14 protein-coding genes are annotated in these 15,832 nt (G+C 66.2%); all 14 read left to right on the forward strand.

The window, feature by feature from the left end; genetic code table 11:
- The first annotated feature begins 159 nt into the window (after nt 1–159).
- Genes PHE40_RS00970 through PHE40_RS01035 form a run of 14 tightly spaced genes read left to right on the forward strand, consistent with a single transcriptional unit; the run spans nt 160 to nt 15,817 of the window.
- Complete coding sequence (locus PHE40_RS00970; protein WP_299956713.1) at nt 160–597, forward strand: division/cell wall cluster transcriptional repressor MraZ; 438 nt, start codon at nt 160–162, stop codon at nt 595–597.
- Nucleotides 594–1,529, forward strand: a complete 936-nt coding sequence (gene rsmH, locus PHE40_RS00975; protein ID WP_299956716.1) for a 16S rRNA (cytosine(1402)-N(4))-methyltransferase RsmH — start codon at nt 594–596, stop codon at nt 1,527–1,529. Before PHE40_RS00970 ends, rsmH begins: the two co-directional genes overlap by 4 nt.
- The gene (locus PHE40_RS00980; RefSeq protein WP_299956719.1) at nt 1,526–2,302 is read left to right on the forward strand and encodes a hypothetical protein; all 777 of its coding nucleotides are present in this window, start codon (nt 1,526–1,528) and stop codon (nt 2,300–2,302) included. Before rsmH ends, PHE40_RS00980 begins: the two co-directional genes overlap by 4 nt.
- Nucleotides 2,299–4,338, forward strand: a complete 2,040-nt coding sequence (locus PHE40_RS00985; RefSeq protein ID WP_299956722.1) for a penicillin-binding protein 2 — start codon at nt 2,299–2,301, stop codon at nt 4,336–4,338. The genes PHE40_RS00980 and PHE40_RS00985 overlap by 4 nt, the downstream gene beginning before the upstream one ends.
- Nucleotides 4,325–5,725, forward strand: a complete 1,401-nt coding sequence (locus tag PHE40_RS00990; protein ID WP_299956725.1) for a UDP-N-acetylmuramoyl-L-alanyl-D-glutamate--2,6-diaminopimelate ligase — start codon at nt 4,325–4,327, stop codon at nt 5,723–5,725. Before PHE40_RS00985 ends, PHE40_RS00990 begins: the two co-directional genes overlap by 14 nt.
- Entirely contained in the window at nt 5,722–7,065 is a 1,344-nt protein-coding gene (murF, locus tag PHE40_RS00995; protein WP_299956727.1) for a UDP-N-acetylmuramoyl-tripeptide--D-alanyl-D-alanine ligase, read from the forward strand. The genes PHE40_RS00990 and murF overlap by 4 nt, the downstream gene beginning before the upstream one ends.
- Complete coding sequence (mraY, locus tag PHE40_RS01000) at nt 7,065–8,153, forward strand: phospho-N-acetylmuramoyl-pentapeptide-transferase (RefSeq protein WP_299956730.1); 1,089 nt, start codon at nt 7,065–7,067, stop codon at nt 8,151–8,153. Before murF ends, mraY begins: the two co-directional genes overlap by 1 nt.
- A complete protein-coding gene (gene murD, locus PHE40_RS01005; protein WP_299956732.1) occupies nt 8,150–9,445 on the forward strand; it encodes a UDP-N-acetylmuramoyl-L-alanine--D-glutamate ligase in 1,296 nt (431 codons plus the stop codon). The genes mraY and murD overlap by 4 nt, the downstream gene beginning before the upstream one ends.
- Nucleotides 9,445–10,566, forward strand: a complete 1,122-nt coding sequence (locus PHE40_RS01010; protein WP_299956734.1) for an FtsW/RodA/SpoVE family cell cycle protein — start codon at nt 9,445–9,447, stop codon at nt 10,564–10,566. The genes murD and PHE40_RS01010 overlap by 1 nt, the downstream gene beginning before the upstream one ends.
- Nucleotides 10,563–11,654 carry an undecaprenyldiphospho-muramoylpentapeptide beta-N-acetylglucosaminyltransferase gene (murG, locus tag PHE40_RS01015; protein WP_299956736.1) on the forward strand — a complete coding sequence of 364 codons (1,092 nt, stop codon included), beginning with the start codon at nt 10,563–10,565 and terminating at the stop codon, nt 11,652–11,654. Before PHE40_RS01010 ends, murG begins: the two co-directional genes overlap by 4 nt.
- Entirely contained in the window at nt 11,651–13,084 is a 1,434-nt protein-coding gene (gene murC / locus PHE40_RS01020; protein WP_299956738.1) for a UDP-N-acetylmuramate--L-alanine ligase, read from the forward strand. The genes murG and murC overlap by 4 nt, the downstream gene beginning before the upstream one ends.
- Nucleotides 13,084–13,977 carry a UDP-N-acetylmuramate dehydrogenase gene (gene murB / locus PHE40_RS01025; protein WP_299956740.1) on the forward strand — a complete coding sequence of 298 codons (894 nt, stop codon included), beginning with the start codon at nt 13,084–13,086 and terminating at the stop codon, nt 13,975–13,977. Before murC ends, murB begins: the two co-directional genes overlap by 1 nt.
- Nucleotides 13,974–14,879 (forward strand): D-alanine--D-alanine ligase, encoded by a 906-nt coding sequence (locus PHE40_RS01030; protein ID WP_299956742.1) that lies wholly within the window; start codon nt 13,974–13,976, stop codon nt 14,877–14,879. The genes murB and PHE40_RS01030 overlap by 4 nt, the downstream gene beginning before the upstream one ends.
- Nucleotides 14,867–15,817 carry a cell division protein FtsQ/DivIB gene (locus PHE40_RS01035; RefSeq protein WP_299956744.1) on the forward strand — a complete coding sequence of 317 codons (951 nt, stop codon included), beginning with the start codon at nt 14,867–14,869 and terminating at the stop codon, nt 15,815–15,817. Before PHE40_RS01030 ends, PHE40_RS01035 begins: the two co-directional genes overlap by 13 nt.
- The last annotated feature ends 15 nt before the right edge of the window (nt 15,818–15,832 follow it).

Below are 15,832 nucleotides of genomic sequence, written 5' to 3' on the forward strand. Positions count from 1 at the left end.
ATCAAGTCTGAAACTTCGCAGGCGGGGCCGTGGTGAATCTGGTCGAATCGAGGCCGTATCAACTTGATTATCTTTGACGTGGGGGGTTAGAACATGATAGTGGGGAGAAATCCCATGTGATCCCATGCGGGATATGTGAAGCCCCAACGAGAACCCCCAATGTCGCTGTTTTTTGGCAAGCATGAGAATCGATTGGACGTGAAGGGGCGGGTTTCCATTCCGGCGCCTTTCCGCGCGATTCTGAAAAGCGAGCCGGGGGCGATTCCGCTGGTTTTGTGCCCCTCGCATATCAAGGGCTGCATCGAGGCCTGGGCGCCTTCGGCTTATGCGGAGATGGCGCGCAAGGAACTCAGCAAATACGACCGGCTGGACGCGGCCTATGATGAGACCGTCTCGCGCTTGTTCACTGACGCGTGGCAGTTGGAGACCGATAAGGAAGGGCGGATTGTGCTGCCGCCCGGCGCGCTGGCGCTGACCGGGATTAAAGACGCGGTGGCGTTTTTCGGCCGGGGCGATAATTTTCATATATGGGAGCCGGCGGCGGGGGCGGCGCATCTGGCGGCCGCGCGCGCGGCCGTACCGGGGCGGCAGGCGTGAGCGGGTTCACTCACATTCCGGTGTTGCGCGATGAGGCGGTGGCGATGCTGCGCCCGCGCGACGGCGGCGTTTATCTGGACGGCACGTTTGGCGGCGGCGGCTATGCGCGGGCGATTCTCAACGCCGCCGATTGCCGCTTGTTTGCCATTGACCGCGACCCGGCGGCGGTGGCGCGCGCGCGGGAGATGGCCCGGGAGCACCCTGGCCGTTTTGAAATTTTCCAAGGCAGAATCAGTGAGCTTGTAAAATTGTTGGGCGAGGTGGGGGTTGGCTATCTGGATGGCGCGGTGTTCGACTTGGGAGTTTCGTCCTACCAGATTGATGATGCGGCGCGCGGGTTTTCGTTTCGCCAGAACGGACCTTTGGACATGCAGATGGGCAGCGCGCAGCTGACGGCGGCGGTGCTGGTTAACACGCTACCCGAATCCGAACTCGCTGATATACTCTATGAATTCGGGGATGAGAAAGCGTCCCGCCGGATTGCGAAAGCCGTTGTCGAGCGGCGGAAAGTGGAGAAATTTGTGGCAACGGCGGATCTTGCCGGGGTGATACGCAGCGTTGTGCGGCCGGACAAGTCAGGAATCGATCCTGCCACCAGGAGTTTTCAGGCGTTGCGTATTGCGGTGAATGATGAGCTTGGAGATATTGCGGCGGCCCTGGAGCAGGCGGCGGCGCTGCTGGCGCCGGGCGGGCGGCTGGTGGTGGTGAGCTTCCATTCGCTGGAAGACCGCATTGTGAAGAAATTTTTCGCGCAGGAGAGCGGGCGCGCGCCAGGGGCTTCGCGCCATGATCCGGCGGCGATGCAGGGTGGCGCGGCGGCGCGATTCAGGTTGTTGACGGGCAGCGCGGTGGTGCCGGGGGCGGCGGAGGTGAAGGCCAATCCGCGGGCGCGCAGCGCCAAGCTGCGGGCGATGGAAAGGCTGGTGGCATGATCCGGCCGATCACCCTGCTCAGCGCCATCCTGTTTGTGGTTTCGGGCGCGTATCTGTTTTTGGTGAAGCATCATGCGCAGATGCTCGATGACCAGATTGCCGCGGTAACGCAGGCGACCCGGCTGGACCAGCAGCGCATCCGCGTGTTGCATGCGCAGTGGGCGCTGGAGGCTGATCCCTCGCGGCTGGCCCAGCTTTCAACGCAGTTCACCGCCTTGCAGCCAATGAAGCCGAGCCAGCTGGTGACGCTGGCCGCGCTGGGCAGCGTGTTGCCCGCGCCCGGCAGTGCGGCGCCTGGGCCCAACCCGTTGGATGCGGCGCCGGTGTTGCCGGTGCCCGTGCCGATGCCAGCGGCTGTGGCCTCCGCGGCGCAACCGGCGGCGGTGCAGACGGCGGCGGTGCAGACGGCGGCGGTGCAGACGGCGCAACGGGTGGTGCAACCCGTAAGGCGCGCGGTGGTTCATCTGGCCCGCGCTGCCCAGCTTCCCCGCAGAGTGGATAAGGCCGTGGTGCACCTCGCCAGCGCCGATGAGCAGCCGCGCAGTCTGCTGGGCCAGGCGCATATGCCGCATGTGCGCCGCAACCCCGCCATGACGCATGAATATGCCGAAAATCGCGCCGCATACAGCCAGCCGCCGCTGGTGCCGGCGCGGCCGCCGATGGGGGCGCAGGTGATGTCCGTGCGGGCGGTGGCGCAGGCGGCGCCGATGATCGCGCCGCAGGATGATGGGGGCTCGCTGCTGGGGATGGCGCAGAGCGGGAGCGGCAATTGACATTGACTTTGCGGCCTGAGCCGCCGCCGGCGCGCCGCAAGGGTGCGCCGGAGCGCGGTGCTGTGCCGATGATGGAGCATGTGAGGGTCACCTCGCCGGATTTGGACCAGCGGGCGGCGCTGGAGAAGGCGCATGTGCGCTTGCTGCTGGGCGCGCTGATGTTTGCCCTGTTGTTTGGTGTGCTGGCGCTGCGGCTGACCTATGCCACCATCTGGCACCCGATTTTGCCGAGCCAGGCGCAGCTGGCGGCGATGCAGCCGGAGCTGGATGTGACCCCGCCGCCGCCGGGGCGCGCGGATATAACCGACCGCAATGGCACGATTCTGGCGGTATCGTTGCCGGGGGCGGAATTATACGCCGATCCGCGCCAGGTGACGGACCCGGCCGGGGCGGCGGCGCGGCTGGCCACGGTGCTGACCGGGCTGGACGTGCCGGAGACGGAGAAGAAGCTCGCCTCGGGCAAGGACTTTGTGTACCTGGACCGCAAGCTGACGCCGCCGGAGGAGCTGGCGGTGAATCAACTCGGCATTCCGGGCGTGTATTTTGAGGACAGCGAGAAGCGGCATTATCCTGATGGTGATCTGGCCTCGCATATTCTGGGCGGGGTGACTGTCGGCGGAACCGGCATTGCGGGGGTTGAGGAGTATTTTAATAAGCGTCTGACCAGCGATCCGGCGCCGCTGGCGCTCTCCATCGATGCGGGGATTCAGAGCATCGTGCATCACGAGCTGGCATCGGCGGTGAAGGAGTTTAAGGCGCCGGGGGGCTGCGCGATTGTGATGAACGCGCGTACCGGCGAGATTCTGGCGATGTCCAGCCTGCCGGATTATGATGTCAATAATTTTGGCGCGGCGAGCCACGACAGCCAGTTCAACAAATGCGTCAACGGTGATTACGAGCCGGGCAGCGTGTTCAAGCTGCAGACCATCTCCATGGCGCTGGATTCGGGGATGATCCATTACTGGGATTACTTCGATACCACGCATCCGCTGCGGGTAGGGCGCTTTACCATAACGGATTTTGAGCCGGCGCATGTGTGGATGGCGGTGCCGCAGATTCTCAATGTGTCGTCGAACATCGGCGCGTCGCGGATCGCAACGATTTTGGGGCCGAAGGTGGAGCAGGCTTGGCTGGCCAAGCAGGGCTTCCTCAAGCCGCTGGACGTGCAGCTGCCGGGACCGCCGATGCCGCAATATCCGCCGCTGAACCAGTGGGGGCTGGCGACAACGATGACAGTTTCGTTTGGCGCGGGCATTTCGGTTAGTCCGCTGGCGCTGGTGACCGGGGTGCTGCCAATCGTGAACGGCGGGATCAGGTATAATCCGACATTGCTGGCGGTGAACCCGAACGGGCCGCAGCCGCAGGGGGTGCGGGTGATGAAGCAGAGCACATCGGAACTGATGCGCAAGCTGATGACCAATGTGGTGCTCTCGGGCACGGGCACCTATGCCTCGGTGCCGGGTTATGTGGTGGGCGGCAAGACCGGGACGGCGCAGGTGGTGGGGCCGAACGGGCGGTATCTGCTGCATACCAATAATGCCTCGTTCATGGCGGCGTTTCCGATGCAGGACCCACAATATGTGATCTATGTGCTGGTGCTGCAGCCGCATCCGGACGCGACGACGTATGGGTTTACCACGGGCGGGTATATCGCCGCGCCGGCAGTGGGGCGGATTATCGCGCGGATCGGGCCGATGCTGGGTATTTTGCCGGCGGCGGGCGACCAGCTGGCGGCGCTGGATGCCGCCTGGACCGTGCCATTGCAGCCCACGCCGCCGCCGGGCGAGAGCGGGCTGGGGCCGGGTAACCCGCTGCCGCCGGGGGCCAATGCGTTCGCCTATGAGCTGATGGGTAAGAAGCCGCCGCCAACGCCCGCGCAGCCTGCGCCAGAGAAAGCGGCCAAAGGGCCGGCGCCGCTGCTCTCGGCCTCGCACGCCAGGCGCCGTGTGCGTAACGGCGTGATGGCGCCCGTGTATCCATTGCCGGGCAGCCATATGACTGAGCTTGAGAGCGGAGCCGGGCATGAGGAGTCCTGAATTGAAAGGCGTGAGCGGCATTACGGCCGACAGCCGGGCGGTGCGGCCGGGGTTTTTATTCGTGGCGCTGCCGGGGGTGAAGGCCGATGGGCGGCGGTTTATCGCCGAGGCGGTGGCGCGCGGCGCTGTGGCCGTATTGGCGCCGCAGGGGACGCACTGGCCGCCCGGCGTACCCCCGCGTCCGCTGTATTGCGCCGAGGCGCCGCGCGCGCGGCTGGCGGAGCTGGCGGTGGAGCTGGCGGGCAAGATGCCCGAACGGCTGGTGGCGGTGACAGGGACTAACGGCAAGACCAGCACGGTGGATTTCCTGCGCCAGATTTGCGCCGCCGCCGGGCGCCAGGCGGCCTCGCTGGGGACGCTGGGGGTGATCGCGCCGGGGGTGCCGCTTACCGGCTCGCTGACGACGCCGGACCCGGTGACGCTGGCGAATACGCTGGCGATGCTGGCGGCGCGCGCCTTCACGGATGTAGCGCTGGAGGCGTCCAGCCATGGGATCGAGCAGAGCCGACTGGATGGGCTGCGCTTTGCCGCCGCGGGGTTCACGAACCTGACGCGCGACCATCTGGACTATCATGGTTCGATGGAGGCCTACCGGGCGGCGAAGCTGCGGTTGTTCGAGGTGCTGCTGCCGCGCGGGGCGGCGGTGCGGGCGATGGCGGATATGGATGGGGAGACGCTGGGGCGGCTACGCGAGATCGCGGCGCGGCGGGGGTTGGATTTTGCCCCGGTGGAGGTTACGCGGGTTGCCGCGCGCCCGGATGGGCAGGAGGTTTTTGCCGGCGGGCGGCAGGTGAGTCTACATCTGCCGGGGCGGTTTCAGGCGGATAACGCGGTGCTGGCGGCGGCCTTGGCCGAGACCGTGGGGGTGGTGGGGGCGCTTGAGTATTTGCCGCAGTTACAGGGGGTTCGGGGGAGACTTGAACGTGCGCTGGTGCTGGATAACGGCGCGGCGGCCTATGTGGATTACGCGCATACGCCCGATGCGATCGCGCGGGTGCTGAGCGCGCTGCGCCCGCATGCTTTGGGCCGGCTGGTGATCGTGTTCGGCGCGGGCGGCGACCGCGATGCGGGCAAGCGGCCGCTGATGGGCGAGCAGGCGGCGAAGCTGGCGGATGTGGCGATTGTGACCGACGACAATCCGCGCAGCGAGGACCCGGCGCTGATCCGCGCGGCGATTATGGCGGCGTGCCCCGGCGGGATTGAGATTGGGGACCGGCGGGCGGCGATTGCCGCCGGGCTGAGTGAGCTGCGCGCGGGGGATGTTCTGGTGGTGGCCGGAAAAGGCCATGAGCAGGGGCAGATTGTGCAGGGCGAGGTGATACCTTTTGACGATGCCTCGGTGATCCGCGAGCTGGCGGCCGCGCGCGAACAAGGGACTTCGCCATGAGCGCGCTTTGGAGTGCGGCGCAATTGCGCGCGGTGTTTGGCGCGCAGGCGGGCTGGGATGTGAGCGGGATCAGCATCGATACGCGCACGCTGGCGCCGGGGGATTTGTTCGTGGCGCTGCACGGCGCGCGCGATGGGCATGAATTTGTTGAAGCCGCGTTTGCCAAGGGGGCGGCGGCGGCGGCGGTCTCAAAGCCCATGCCGGGCCGGGTGATCGTGGTGGAGGACACATTGCGGGCGCTGGAGCGCCTGGGCGCCGCGGCGCGGACCCGGACGGGCGCGAAGATCGTGGCGGTGACGGGCAGTGTCGGCAAGACCACGGCCAAGGAGATGCTGCGCCGGGCTTTGAGCGCCTTTGGCCTGGTGCACGCGGCGGAGGCGAGCTTCAACAACCATATCGGCGTGCCGCTCACCCTGGCGCGGATGCCAAGCGATGCGGCGTTCGGGGTGTTCGAGATCGGCATGAACCATCCGGGGGAAATTGCGCCGCTGGCGGGGCTGGTGCGGCCGGATGTGGCGATGATCACCTGTGTGGACCGGGCGCATCTGGGTTTGATGGGCTCGCAGGAGGCGATCGCGCAAGAGAAGGCGGCGGTTTATAGCGGGCTGGTGCCGGGCGGGATGGCGGTGCTGCCGGGGGATTCGATGTTTCTGCCGCTGCTGCGCGCGGCGGTGCCGCGCGGGTGCGAGGCGCTGGTGTTCGGCGAGGGCGCGGTGGATGCGCGCTTGGTTGAGTTGAGGAATACCGCGCAAGCCTCTGAGATTGCGGCGGAAATTTCGGGCGTTCCGGTGTGGTTCGGGCTGGCCGCGCCGGGGCGGCATATGGCGATGAACGCGCTCGCGGTGCTGGCGGTGGCGGCCGGGCTGGGGCTGGATGTGGCGCGCACGGCGGCGGCGCTGGATGGCTTCGCGCCGGTCTCCGGCCGGGGGGCGCGGCGGGCGATTGCCGTGCCGGGCGGGGCGGCGGTTTTGCTCGATGAGAGCTACAATGCCTCCGGGGCCTCGGTGCGCGCCGCATTGGGGGTTCTGGCGTTGCAGCCGGGGCGGCATGTGGCCGTGCTGGGGGACATGCTGGAGTTGGGGGAACACGCGCAAGCGGAACATCTGGGGCTGCTGCCCGCGGTTCTGGCGGGGGCGGATGTCGTTTTTACCTGCGGGGCGCAGTGTAACGCTTTGTTCGACTCGCTGCCGCGGTCCAAGCAGGGCGCGCATGCAGCTGACGCAGCCACCCTGGCGCCGCTGGTGAAAGCCGCGCTGCGCGCGGGGGACACCGTGCTGGTGAAAGGCAGTTACGGCAGCCGCATGCGTGATGTTGTCTCGGTTCTGGAAAGCCCCGCCTGATGTTGTATGCGATTCTCTTCCCCATGGCTGGGCATGTGCATGTGTTCAACCTGTTCCGCTACATTACGTTCCGGGCGGGCGGGGCGTGCCTGACGGCGCTGATCATCAGCTTCTGGGCCGGGCCGAGGGTGATCCGGTATCTGAAATCCGTGCAGCGCCATGGGCAACCGATTCGCACCGATGGGCCGGAGCGGCATCTGATTGAGAAAAAAGGCACGCCGACGATGGGCGGGGTGCTGATTCTGATCGCAATGGGACTCTCGACGCTGATTTGGGCGGACCTGCATAACGGCTACATCTGGGGGGTGCTGCTGGTGACCTTCGGCTATGGCGGCATTGGCTTCGCCGATGATTTCCTGAAGCTGACCAAGCGCAACACCAAGGGGGTTCCCGGCCGGGTCAAGCTGGTGGCGCAGGCGGGGATTGGGCTGGTGGCCGCGGTGTGGATGACGCGGCTGATGCCAGCGCCGCTAGGCAGCGAGCTGGCGCTGCCGATGCTCAAGAACGTGCTGATACCGTTCGGGATTTTCTTTCCCCTGGTGGCGATGTTCGTGATGATGGGGGCGTCCAACGCGGTGAACCTGACCGATGGGCTGGACGGGCTGGCGATTGTGCCGACGATGATCGCGGCAGCGGTGTTCGGGCTGATCGCGTATCTGGTGGGCAACAAGATTTTCGCCGGGTACTTGGAGATTAATTTTATTCCAGGTTCTGGCGAGTTGACCGTGTTTCTCTCCGCGCTGGTTGGCGCGGGGCTGGGGTTTTTATGGTTCAACGCGCCGCCGGCGGCGGTGTTCATGGGCGATACGGGCTCGCTCTCCTTGGGCGGGGCGCTCGGCGCCGTGGCGGTGGCGACGAAGAACGAGATCGTGCTGGCGATTGTTGGCGGGTTGTTCGTGGTGGAGACGGTTTCAGTCATCGTGCAAGTGTTTTGGTATAAGCGCACGGGGCGGCGGGTGTTTCTGATGGCGCCGCTGCACCACCATTTTGAAAAGAAGGGCTGGGCGGAGCCGACGATTGTGATCCGGTTCTGGATTATCGCCATGATTCTGGGTTTGGTGGGTCTGGCCACGTTGAAAATACGATGAATTACGCTCCGGTATTTGCTGGGATGCGCTTTGCCGTGCTCGGGCTGGGCAAGGCTGGGATGCCCGCGGCTTGCGCGTTGCGCGACATGGGCGCGCAGGTGATTGTGTGGGATGACGCGCCGGGCGCGCGCGCGGCGGCGGCGGGGTTCGTGGTGGAGAAGCCCTCGGCGGTTGCGGGGCGGCTGGATGGGCTGGTGCTCTCGCCCGGAATTGCGCACAAATTGCCCAAAGCGCATGACCAAGCCGCCTGGGCGCTGGCGCATGGCGTGCCGGTGCTCACCGATGCGGAGCTGCTGTTCCGCGCGGTGCGGGGCAGCGGGAGCAAGGCGCGCTTTGCCGGGATTACCGGGACCAACGGGAAATCCACCACCACGGCGCTGCTGGCGCATATTCTCGATGCGGCGGGGGTGCCCAACGCGGCGGGGGCGAATCTGGGGCCGGCGGCGCTGAGCTTGCCGCTGCTGCCGGACAACGGTGTTTATGTGCTCGAGATGTCCAGCTATATGTTGGAGAGACTCGCAAGCCTGCGCTTCGATGTCGCGGTTATGCTGAATTTGTCCCCCGACCATCTGGACCGCCATGGCGGAATGGCAGGCTACGCGGCCGCCAAGCGTGCGATTTTCGCGCGCCAGGATGCGGGTTGCGTGGCGGTGGTTGGTGTGGATGACGCCCCCTCCCGCGAGATGGCGGGCTGGCTGGATGAGCAAGCGGCGCGGGTGGTGCGGATTTCCGGCGTGGGTGGGGCAACCGGGGCGCAGGCGCTGCCGGGCGAGCATAACGCGCAGAATGCGGCGGCGGCGGCGGCGGCGGCGCGGGCGCTGGGGGTGGATGAGGCGGCGATTGCGCGCGCGATTGCGAGCTTCCCCGGCCTCGCGCACCGCCAGCAGGAGGTGGCGCTGCGCGAGGGTGTGCATTTTATCAATGACAGCAAGGCGACCAATGCGGACGCGGCGGCCCGCGCCATGGGCTGCTATGCGCGCTTTGTGTGGATTGCGGGCGGCGTCGCCAAGGCCGGGGGGATTGATGATCTGGCGCCGTATTTCATGCGGATCGAGAAGGCGTTTCTGATCGGGCGCGATGGGCCGGCGTTTGCCGCCACGCTGAGCGCGCACGGGGTGGAGAACGATGTGGCGGGGACGCTGGAGACCGCGGTGCCGCTTGCGTTTGAGGCGGCCAAGGCGAACGGCGCGGGGGTGGTATTGTTCTCGCCCGCGGCCGCGAGTTTTGACCAGTTCACGAATTTTGAGGCGCGCGGCGCGCGGTTTGCCGCGCTGGCGAAAGGGGGCGTGTGATGCCGCCGCTCTCACGCGCCGATACATCGGTGATCGGCCGCTGGTGGTGGAGCGTGGACCGGGTGACGCTGGTTGCGCTCGCGGTGCTGATCGGCATCGGCTATGTGCTGGCGCTGGCGGCGACGCCAGGGATCTCCATGCGTCTGACCGATCCGCATACAGTGGCGATGCTGCGGCAGATTTTCTTTCTCGCCGTGGGCGGGGTGGTGATGCTGGGCATGTCCATGCTCTCGTTGCGGCAGGTGAAGCTGAGTGCGCTGGGGCTTGGGATTGTGTTCTTCTTTCTCACCGGTTTCACGCTGGTGCATGGCGTGGAGGTGGATGGCGCGCACCGGTGGATTTCACTGCCCGGGTTCACCATTCAGCCGAGCGAGTTTCTGCGCCCCGGTTTTATCATCATCACCGCCTGGCTGATCGCGGAATCGCGGCGCACACCGGGGTTTCCAGGCAAGCGGGCGGCGCTGGGGGTGTTTTTGATCGCGGCGCTGATGCTGAAAATGCAGCCTGATATCGGCATGACGTTTTTGTTCACCATGGTGGTGTTCTCGCAGTTTTATCTCGACGGCATGGAGATGAAATGGGTGAGCGTGGCGGCGGGGCTGGTGGTGCTCGCCTTCATCTGGGCGTTCTTGTTCATCTCGCATGTTCATACGCGCGTGGAATTATTCCTGCATCCAACAAAGACTTCAGCTTATCAGGCGCTCACCGCGCTCTCGGCGTTTGGAAATGGCGGGATGTTTGGCCTGGGACCGGGCGAGGGGCAGGTTAAGCATTATCTGCCAGATGCACGGGCGGATTTCGTGTTTGCCGTGGCGGGAGAGGAGTTCGGGCTGTTTTTCTGCGGGTTCATCATTTTCGTGTTCGCGGCCATTGTGATACGCGCGCTGGTGCGCTTGCTGGCGGAGCCGAATTTGTTCGTGGTGCTGGCGGCGGGCGGGTTGATCGTGGGCTTTGGCCTGCAGGCGTTTGTGAACATGGCCTCTTCGCTCTCGCTGATTCCAACCAAGGGGATGACGCTGCCGTTCATATCCTACGGCGGCAGCTCGGTGCTGGCGATATCAATTCAGATGGGATATTTGCTGGCACTGACGCGAAGACGCCACCAGGGTGAGTACCCATGAGCGCGCCGGTGGTGATCGCGGCCGGCGGCACGGGGGGGCATTTTTTTCCGGCTGAGGCGCTTGCGGTGGCGCTGCTGGCGCGCGGCGTGCGCGTGGTGCTGCTGACTGATGCGCGCTCGGGCGGATTGTCCTCGGCGGTGTTTGCCAAGGCGGAGCGGCATGTAATCGCGGGGGCGGGGCTCTCTGGCCGGAGTTTACGCAGTGCGCTGGAGGGCGCCGTGGCCTTGGCGCGGGGTGTGTTCCAGGCGCGGAAAATTTTGCGGACGTTGCAGCCGGGCGTGGTGGTGGCGTTTGGCGGATATCCGGCTGTGCCGCCGGTGGTGGCGGCGGTTTTGCTGGGGCGGCGGCCAAGGATTTTTCTGCATGAACAGAATGCGGTGCTGGGGCGGGCGAACCGGCTGCTGGCGCGCCTCGCCGATGTGCTGGTGCTGAGTTTTGAGAAGACCTTGGCGGTGCCTGCGGGGGTTAAAACCGTGCTGCTCGGCAATCCGGTGCGCCCGGCGGTGGTGGCGCTGCATGGGCAGGGATATGCGCCGCCGGATGAGAAAATTGAGTTGTTGATTTTGGGCGGCTCGCTGGGGGCGAAGGTTTTCGGCTCGTTGATGCCGCAGGCGCTGGCTTTGCTGCCGGCGGCGCTGCGGGCGCGGCTGGTGGTGAGCCAGCAGTGCCGGACGGAAGAACTGGGCGCGGCGCGTGTGGCGCTGAAGGATGCGGGGATTGAGGCGGAGCTGGCGCCGTTTTTCAACGATGTGGCAACGCGCTTGCAGCGGGCGCATCTGGTGATTGCGCGTGCCGGGGCTTCGAGCGTGGCGGAAATCGCGGTGGCGGGCCGGCCGGCCATTTTCATTCCGCTGCCCAGCGCCATTGATGACCACCAGCGTGCCAATGCGGATGCGCTGGTGGATGCGCACGCCGCGTGGCGGCTGGACCAGGCCGGGCTGAGCGCCCAGGCGCTGGCTGATAAAATTGAAAGTATTCTGATGAATCCTGAGGATTTGATGAAAGCGGCGCAAGCGGCCGCGAGCGCGGGGCGCGCGGATGCGGCGGAGCGGCTGGCGGGGTTGGTGATGGAAGGTGCGGGCGCATGAGGGCGTTGCCGCTTTCCATCGGGACGATTCATTTTGTCGGCATCGGCGGGATTGGCATGTCCGGCATTGCAGAGGTGCTACATGAGCTGGGCTATGCCGTGCAGGGCAGCGATATTGCCGAGAACGCGAATGTGGCGCGGCTGCGCGCGGCGGGGATCAGGGTTGCGGTGGGGCATGATGCGAAGAACCTGGGTGATGCCCAGGTGGTGGTGATTTCCACAGCCGTGCCCAAGGATAATCCCGAAGTGGTGGCGGCGCGGCGCAAGCTGATCCCGGTGGTGCGGCGCGCGGAGATGCTGGCGGAGTTGATGCGGCTGAAATGGGCCGTGGCGATCGGCGGCACGCACGGCAAGACGACGACGACCTCGCTGGTGGCGGCGGTGCTGGAAGGGGGTGGGTTTGACCCCACCGTGATCAACGGCGGCATCATCAACGCCTATAGCAGCAACACCCGCTTGGGGGCGGGTGACTGGATGGTGGTGGAGGCTGACGAGTCCGACGGGAGTTTCCTGCGGCTTCCGGCGGTGATCACGATCGTGACGAACATGGACCCGGAGCATCTGGACCATTGGGGCACGCGCGAGGCGATGGAGGCGGGCTACCGGCAGTTTGTCGCGAACATTCCATTTTATGGCTTCGCGGTTTTGTGCATCGATCATCCGGCGGTGCAGCAGATGATCCCGGCACTCTCGGATCATCGGGTGATTACCTATGGGTTTTCGCCGCAGGCGGATGTGCGCGCGGAGCGGATCATCTCCAGCAAGGATGGCGCGACCTTCGAGGTAAGGTTCTCCGACCGGGTTTCGGAGCGGGCGCGCCGTATGGGGCCGTTCCGCCTGCCGATGCTGGGCAATCACAATGTCTCTAACGCGGTGGCGGCGATCGCGGTGGCGGCCGAGATGGATGTTCCCGAAGCGCAGATTAAGGCGGCGCTGGCGAATTTCGCAGGGGTGAAGCGGCGCTTCTCCAAAACCGGCGAGGCGGGCGGGATTACGGTGATTGATGACTACGGGCATCATCCGGTGGAGATCGCCGCGGTGTTGAAGGCGGCGCGGCAGGCGGGCGCGCGCGATGTGGTGGCCGTGGTGCAGCCGCACCGCTTCACGCGGTTGCAGTCGCTGTTTGAGGAGTTTTGCACCTGCATGAACGATGCGGGGACGGTGATCGTGGCGGATGTGTATGCCGCGGGTGAGGCGCCGATTGAGGGCGTGGACCGCGATGCGCTGGTTGAAGGGTTGCGCGCGCGCGGGCACCGGCAGGTGGTGGCGCTGACGGATCCGTCGCATCTGGCGGAGATGGTGCATGCCATCGCGCGGCACGGTGATTTCGTGGTCTGCCTGGGTGCGGGCAGCATCACGCATTGGGCGGCGGCGCTGCCAGCGCAGTTGCAGGGGTTGCAGGATGCGGCGCGTCCAAGGGGGCGGCTGTGATGATGGGCCTGGCCTTGCCGGAAATTCGCGGCCGCGTGGCGCCGGGGGCGGTTTTGGCGCCGATGACGTGGTTTCGTGTGGGCGGGCCTGCGGAGTTTTTGGTGCGCCCGGCGGATGTGGCGGATTTATGCGCGTTCTTGCGGGCGTTGCCGCTGGAGATGCCGGTGAGCGTGATCGGCGCGGCATCGAACCTGATTGTGCGCGATGGCGGGATCAACGGTGTTGTCATCAAGCTGGCGCGCGGGTTTGGCGAGATCGTGGTCGAGAATGACGGGATGATCGCCGGGGCGGCGGCTCTGGATGTGACGGTGGCGGAACATGCGGCGGCGGCGGGGCTGGCGGGGCTGGAGTTTCTCTCCGGCATTCCTGGGACCATCGGCGGCGCGGTGGCGATGAACGCGGGCGCCTACGGTGGGGATATGGCGCAGGTGCTCGACTGGGTGGAGATTGTGACGCGCGCGGGTGAGTTGGTGCGCGTGGAGGCGCATGTGCTGGGCCTGAGCTATCGCCATGCGAATTTGCCCGCCGATGCGGTGGTGGTGCGGGCCCGCTTACGCGCGCGCCAGGGTGATGCGCAGGCAATTGCGGCGAAGATGGCGCAGATAAAAACCAGCCGCGAGGCGAGCCAGCCGGTGCGCGCACGCACGGGAGGCTCGACCTTCGCCAATCCGCCTGACCAGAAGGCCTGGGAGATGATTGATGCCGCCGGGTGCCGGGGATTGCGCCGCGGCGGAGCGCAGGTTTCGGAACTTCATTGTAATTTCCTGATCAATACCGGAGAGGCTACGGCGGCGGATCTGGAGGGGCTGGGCGAGGATGTGCGCGCGCGCGTGCAGCGCAACGCAGGGGTTTCGCTGCGCTGGGAAATTAAACGGATTGGAGTGCCCGGATGATGCGTGTTGCGGTTTTGCTGGGGGGCATGTCCGCCGAGCGTGAGGTTTCGTTGCGCTCGGGCGCGCAGGTGATCGCGGCGCTGCGCAGCGCCGGGTTCGAGGTGCTGCCGGTGGAAGTGGGCGAGGATCTGCGTGCGGTAATCGCGGCGCTCACCCCCGCGCCGGATGTGGTGTTCAACGCCCTGCACGGGCGTTTTGGCGAGGATGGCACGATTCAGGGTGTGCTGGATTACCTGGGGATTCCCTACACGCATTCGGGCGTGCGGGCCTCCGCGCTGGCGATGGACAAGGCCGCGGCCAAGGCGGTGTTCGCGCATGCCGGGCTGCCGGTGGCGCCGCATCGGGTGATCGACATCGCGGAGTTGGCCGAGCATGACCCGCTGCCGCCGCCCTATGTGGTGAAGCCGGTGAATGAAGGCTCCTCGGTGGGGGTTTATATCGTGCAGCCGGGCGGCAACAACCGGGCGCAAATTGTGAAGGAATGGCATTACGGTCTGGCGATGGCCGAGCAGTTCGTGCCGGGGCGGGAGCTGACCGTGGGCGTGCTGGAGGACCGCGCGCTGGTGGTGACGGAAATACTCTCCGAAGAGAGTTTTTATGATTACCACGCCAAATATGCCGCCGGCGGTTCGCGCCATGTGGTGCCGGCGGATATTCCCGCCGAGGTGGCGCAGCAGGCGCGCGATGTGGCGTTGGCGGCGCACCGGGCGCTGGGGTGCCGCGGCGCGAGCCGGGCGGATTTGCGCTACGACGATGCGAGCGGGCGGCTGGTGTTGTTGGAGGTGAACACGCAGCCGGGGATGACGCCCACCTCGCTGCTGCCCGAACAGGCGGCCTATGTGGGCATGGATTTCCGCGCGCTTTGCGCCTGGATGGTGGAGCGGGCGGCATGCCGCGTGTAGGCGCCACCGCGCGGGCCACGATTCCCGCCGCGCCACCGCGCGCGCGGGCGAAAAAGACCGCCGCGCCGCAGGACCGGCTGAGCACGCGCAAGCTCTATTTGCGGCGGGTGAAGCGCAGCCTGAAGCCTGGGCTATGGGTGCTGGGCGCGGTTTCGGTGCTGATCGTGGGGGGGGAGCTGGTGCGCTCGCTGCCCTCCGTCGCTTCCGCGCCGGCGCCCGCGCGGGTGAGCGGGCATCATGGCGGTTTTGGCCTGGCGGCGCTAGGGGCCGATGTCGGGCTGAGGATTTCAAAAATCGAGGTGCAGGGCGCGCAGACGGTAGACCCGGCGGCGTTGCGGGCGGCCATCGGCGTGCAGCCGGGCGAGCCGGCGCTGGGGTTTTCCCTGGGCGCTGTGCAGGCCCGCGTGGAACAGCTGGGGCCGGTACAGAGCGCCACGGTGGAGCGCGTGCTGCCAGGAACATTGATTGTGAACATCACCGAGCGGAATGCTTTTGCCATCTGGCAGACCGGCGGCGCCAACGGCGCGCCGGTGCATTTCGTGTTGATCGACAAAAATGGCAAGGTGATCGCCGGCCAGGATGCGGCGGCGGCGAAACGGCGGGAGCCCTCGTTGCTGCTGCTCACGGGGGCGGATGCGCCGCAGTATGCGGCGGCGCTGATGAATGAGCTGAAGAGCGTGCCCGCGCTGGCTTCGCGGGTGACTGCGGCGGAGCGAGTGGATGGGTTGCGCTGGAATTTGATCCTGAAAGACCAGACACTGGTGAAGCTGCCGGTTGAGGGCGAGCAAGAGGCGATCAACCAGCTTGGCGCCTTGCAGGCCAGCATGCAGCTGCTCGACCGGCCGGTTGAGGTGATCGACCTGCGACAGGCGGGTAAATTGGTGGTGCGCCCCTATCCAGCGGCGGCGCCTGCTTCGGCCAAGGACAGCCACACATGAAAAAGGGCAGGCGCG

This window comes from Acidocella sp., assembly GCF_028687955.1.
In the GTDB taxonomy this organism is placed as follows: Bacteria; Pseudomonadota; Alphaproteobacteria; order Acetobacterales; family Acetobacteraceae; genus Acidocella.

Coding starts and splice junctions, on each gene's coding strand:
- PHE40_RS00970 (WP_299956713.1), top strand. CDS start 160: ATGTCGCTGTTTTTTGGCAAGCATGAGAATCGATTGGACGTGAAGGGG.
- PHE40_RS00980 (WP_299956719.1), top strand. CDS start 1,526: ATGATCCGGCCGATCACCCTGCTCAGCGCCATCCTGTTTGTGGTTTCG.
- PHE40_RS00990 (WP_299956725.1), top strand. CDS start 4,325: ATGAGGAGTCCTGAATTGAAAGGCGTGAGCGGCATTACGGCCGACAGC.
- murF (WP_299956727.1), top strand. CDS start 5,722: ATGAGCGCGCTTTGGAGTGCGGCGCAATTGCGCGCGGTGTTTGGCGCG.
- mraY (WP_299956730.1), top strand. CDS start 7,065: ATGTTGTATGCGATTCTCTTCCCCATGGCTGGGCATGTGCATGTGTTC.
- murD (WP_299956732.1), top strand. CDS start 8,150: ATGAATTACGCTCCGGTATTTGCTGGGATGCGCTTTGCCGTGCTCGGG.
- PHE40_RS01010 (WP_299956734.1), top strand. CDS start 9,445: ATGCCGCCGCTCTCACGCGCCGATACATCGGTGATCGGCCGCTGGTGG.
- murG (WP_299956736.1), top strand. CDS start 10,563: ATGAGCGCGCCGGTGGTGATCGCGGCCGGCGGCACGGGGGGGCATTTT.
- murC (WP_299956738.1), top strand. CDS start 11,651: ATGAGGGCGTTGCCGCTTTCCATCGGGACGATTCATTTTGTCGGCATC.
- murB (WP_299956740.1), top strand. CDS start 13,084: ATGATGGGCCTGGCCTTGCCGGAAATTCGCGGCCGCGTGGCGCCGGGG.
- PHE40_RS01030 (WP_299956742.1), top strand. CDS start 13,974: ATGATGCGTGTTGCGGTTTTGCTGGGGGGCATGTCCGCCGAGCGTGAG.
- PHE40_RS01035 (WP_299956744.1), top strand. CDS start 14,867: ATGCCGCGTGTAGGCGCCACCGCGCGGGCCACGATTCCCGCCGCGCCA.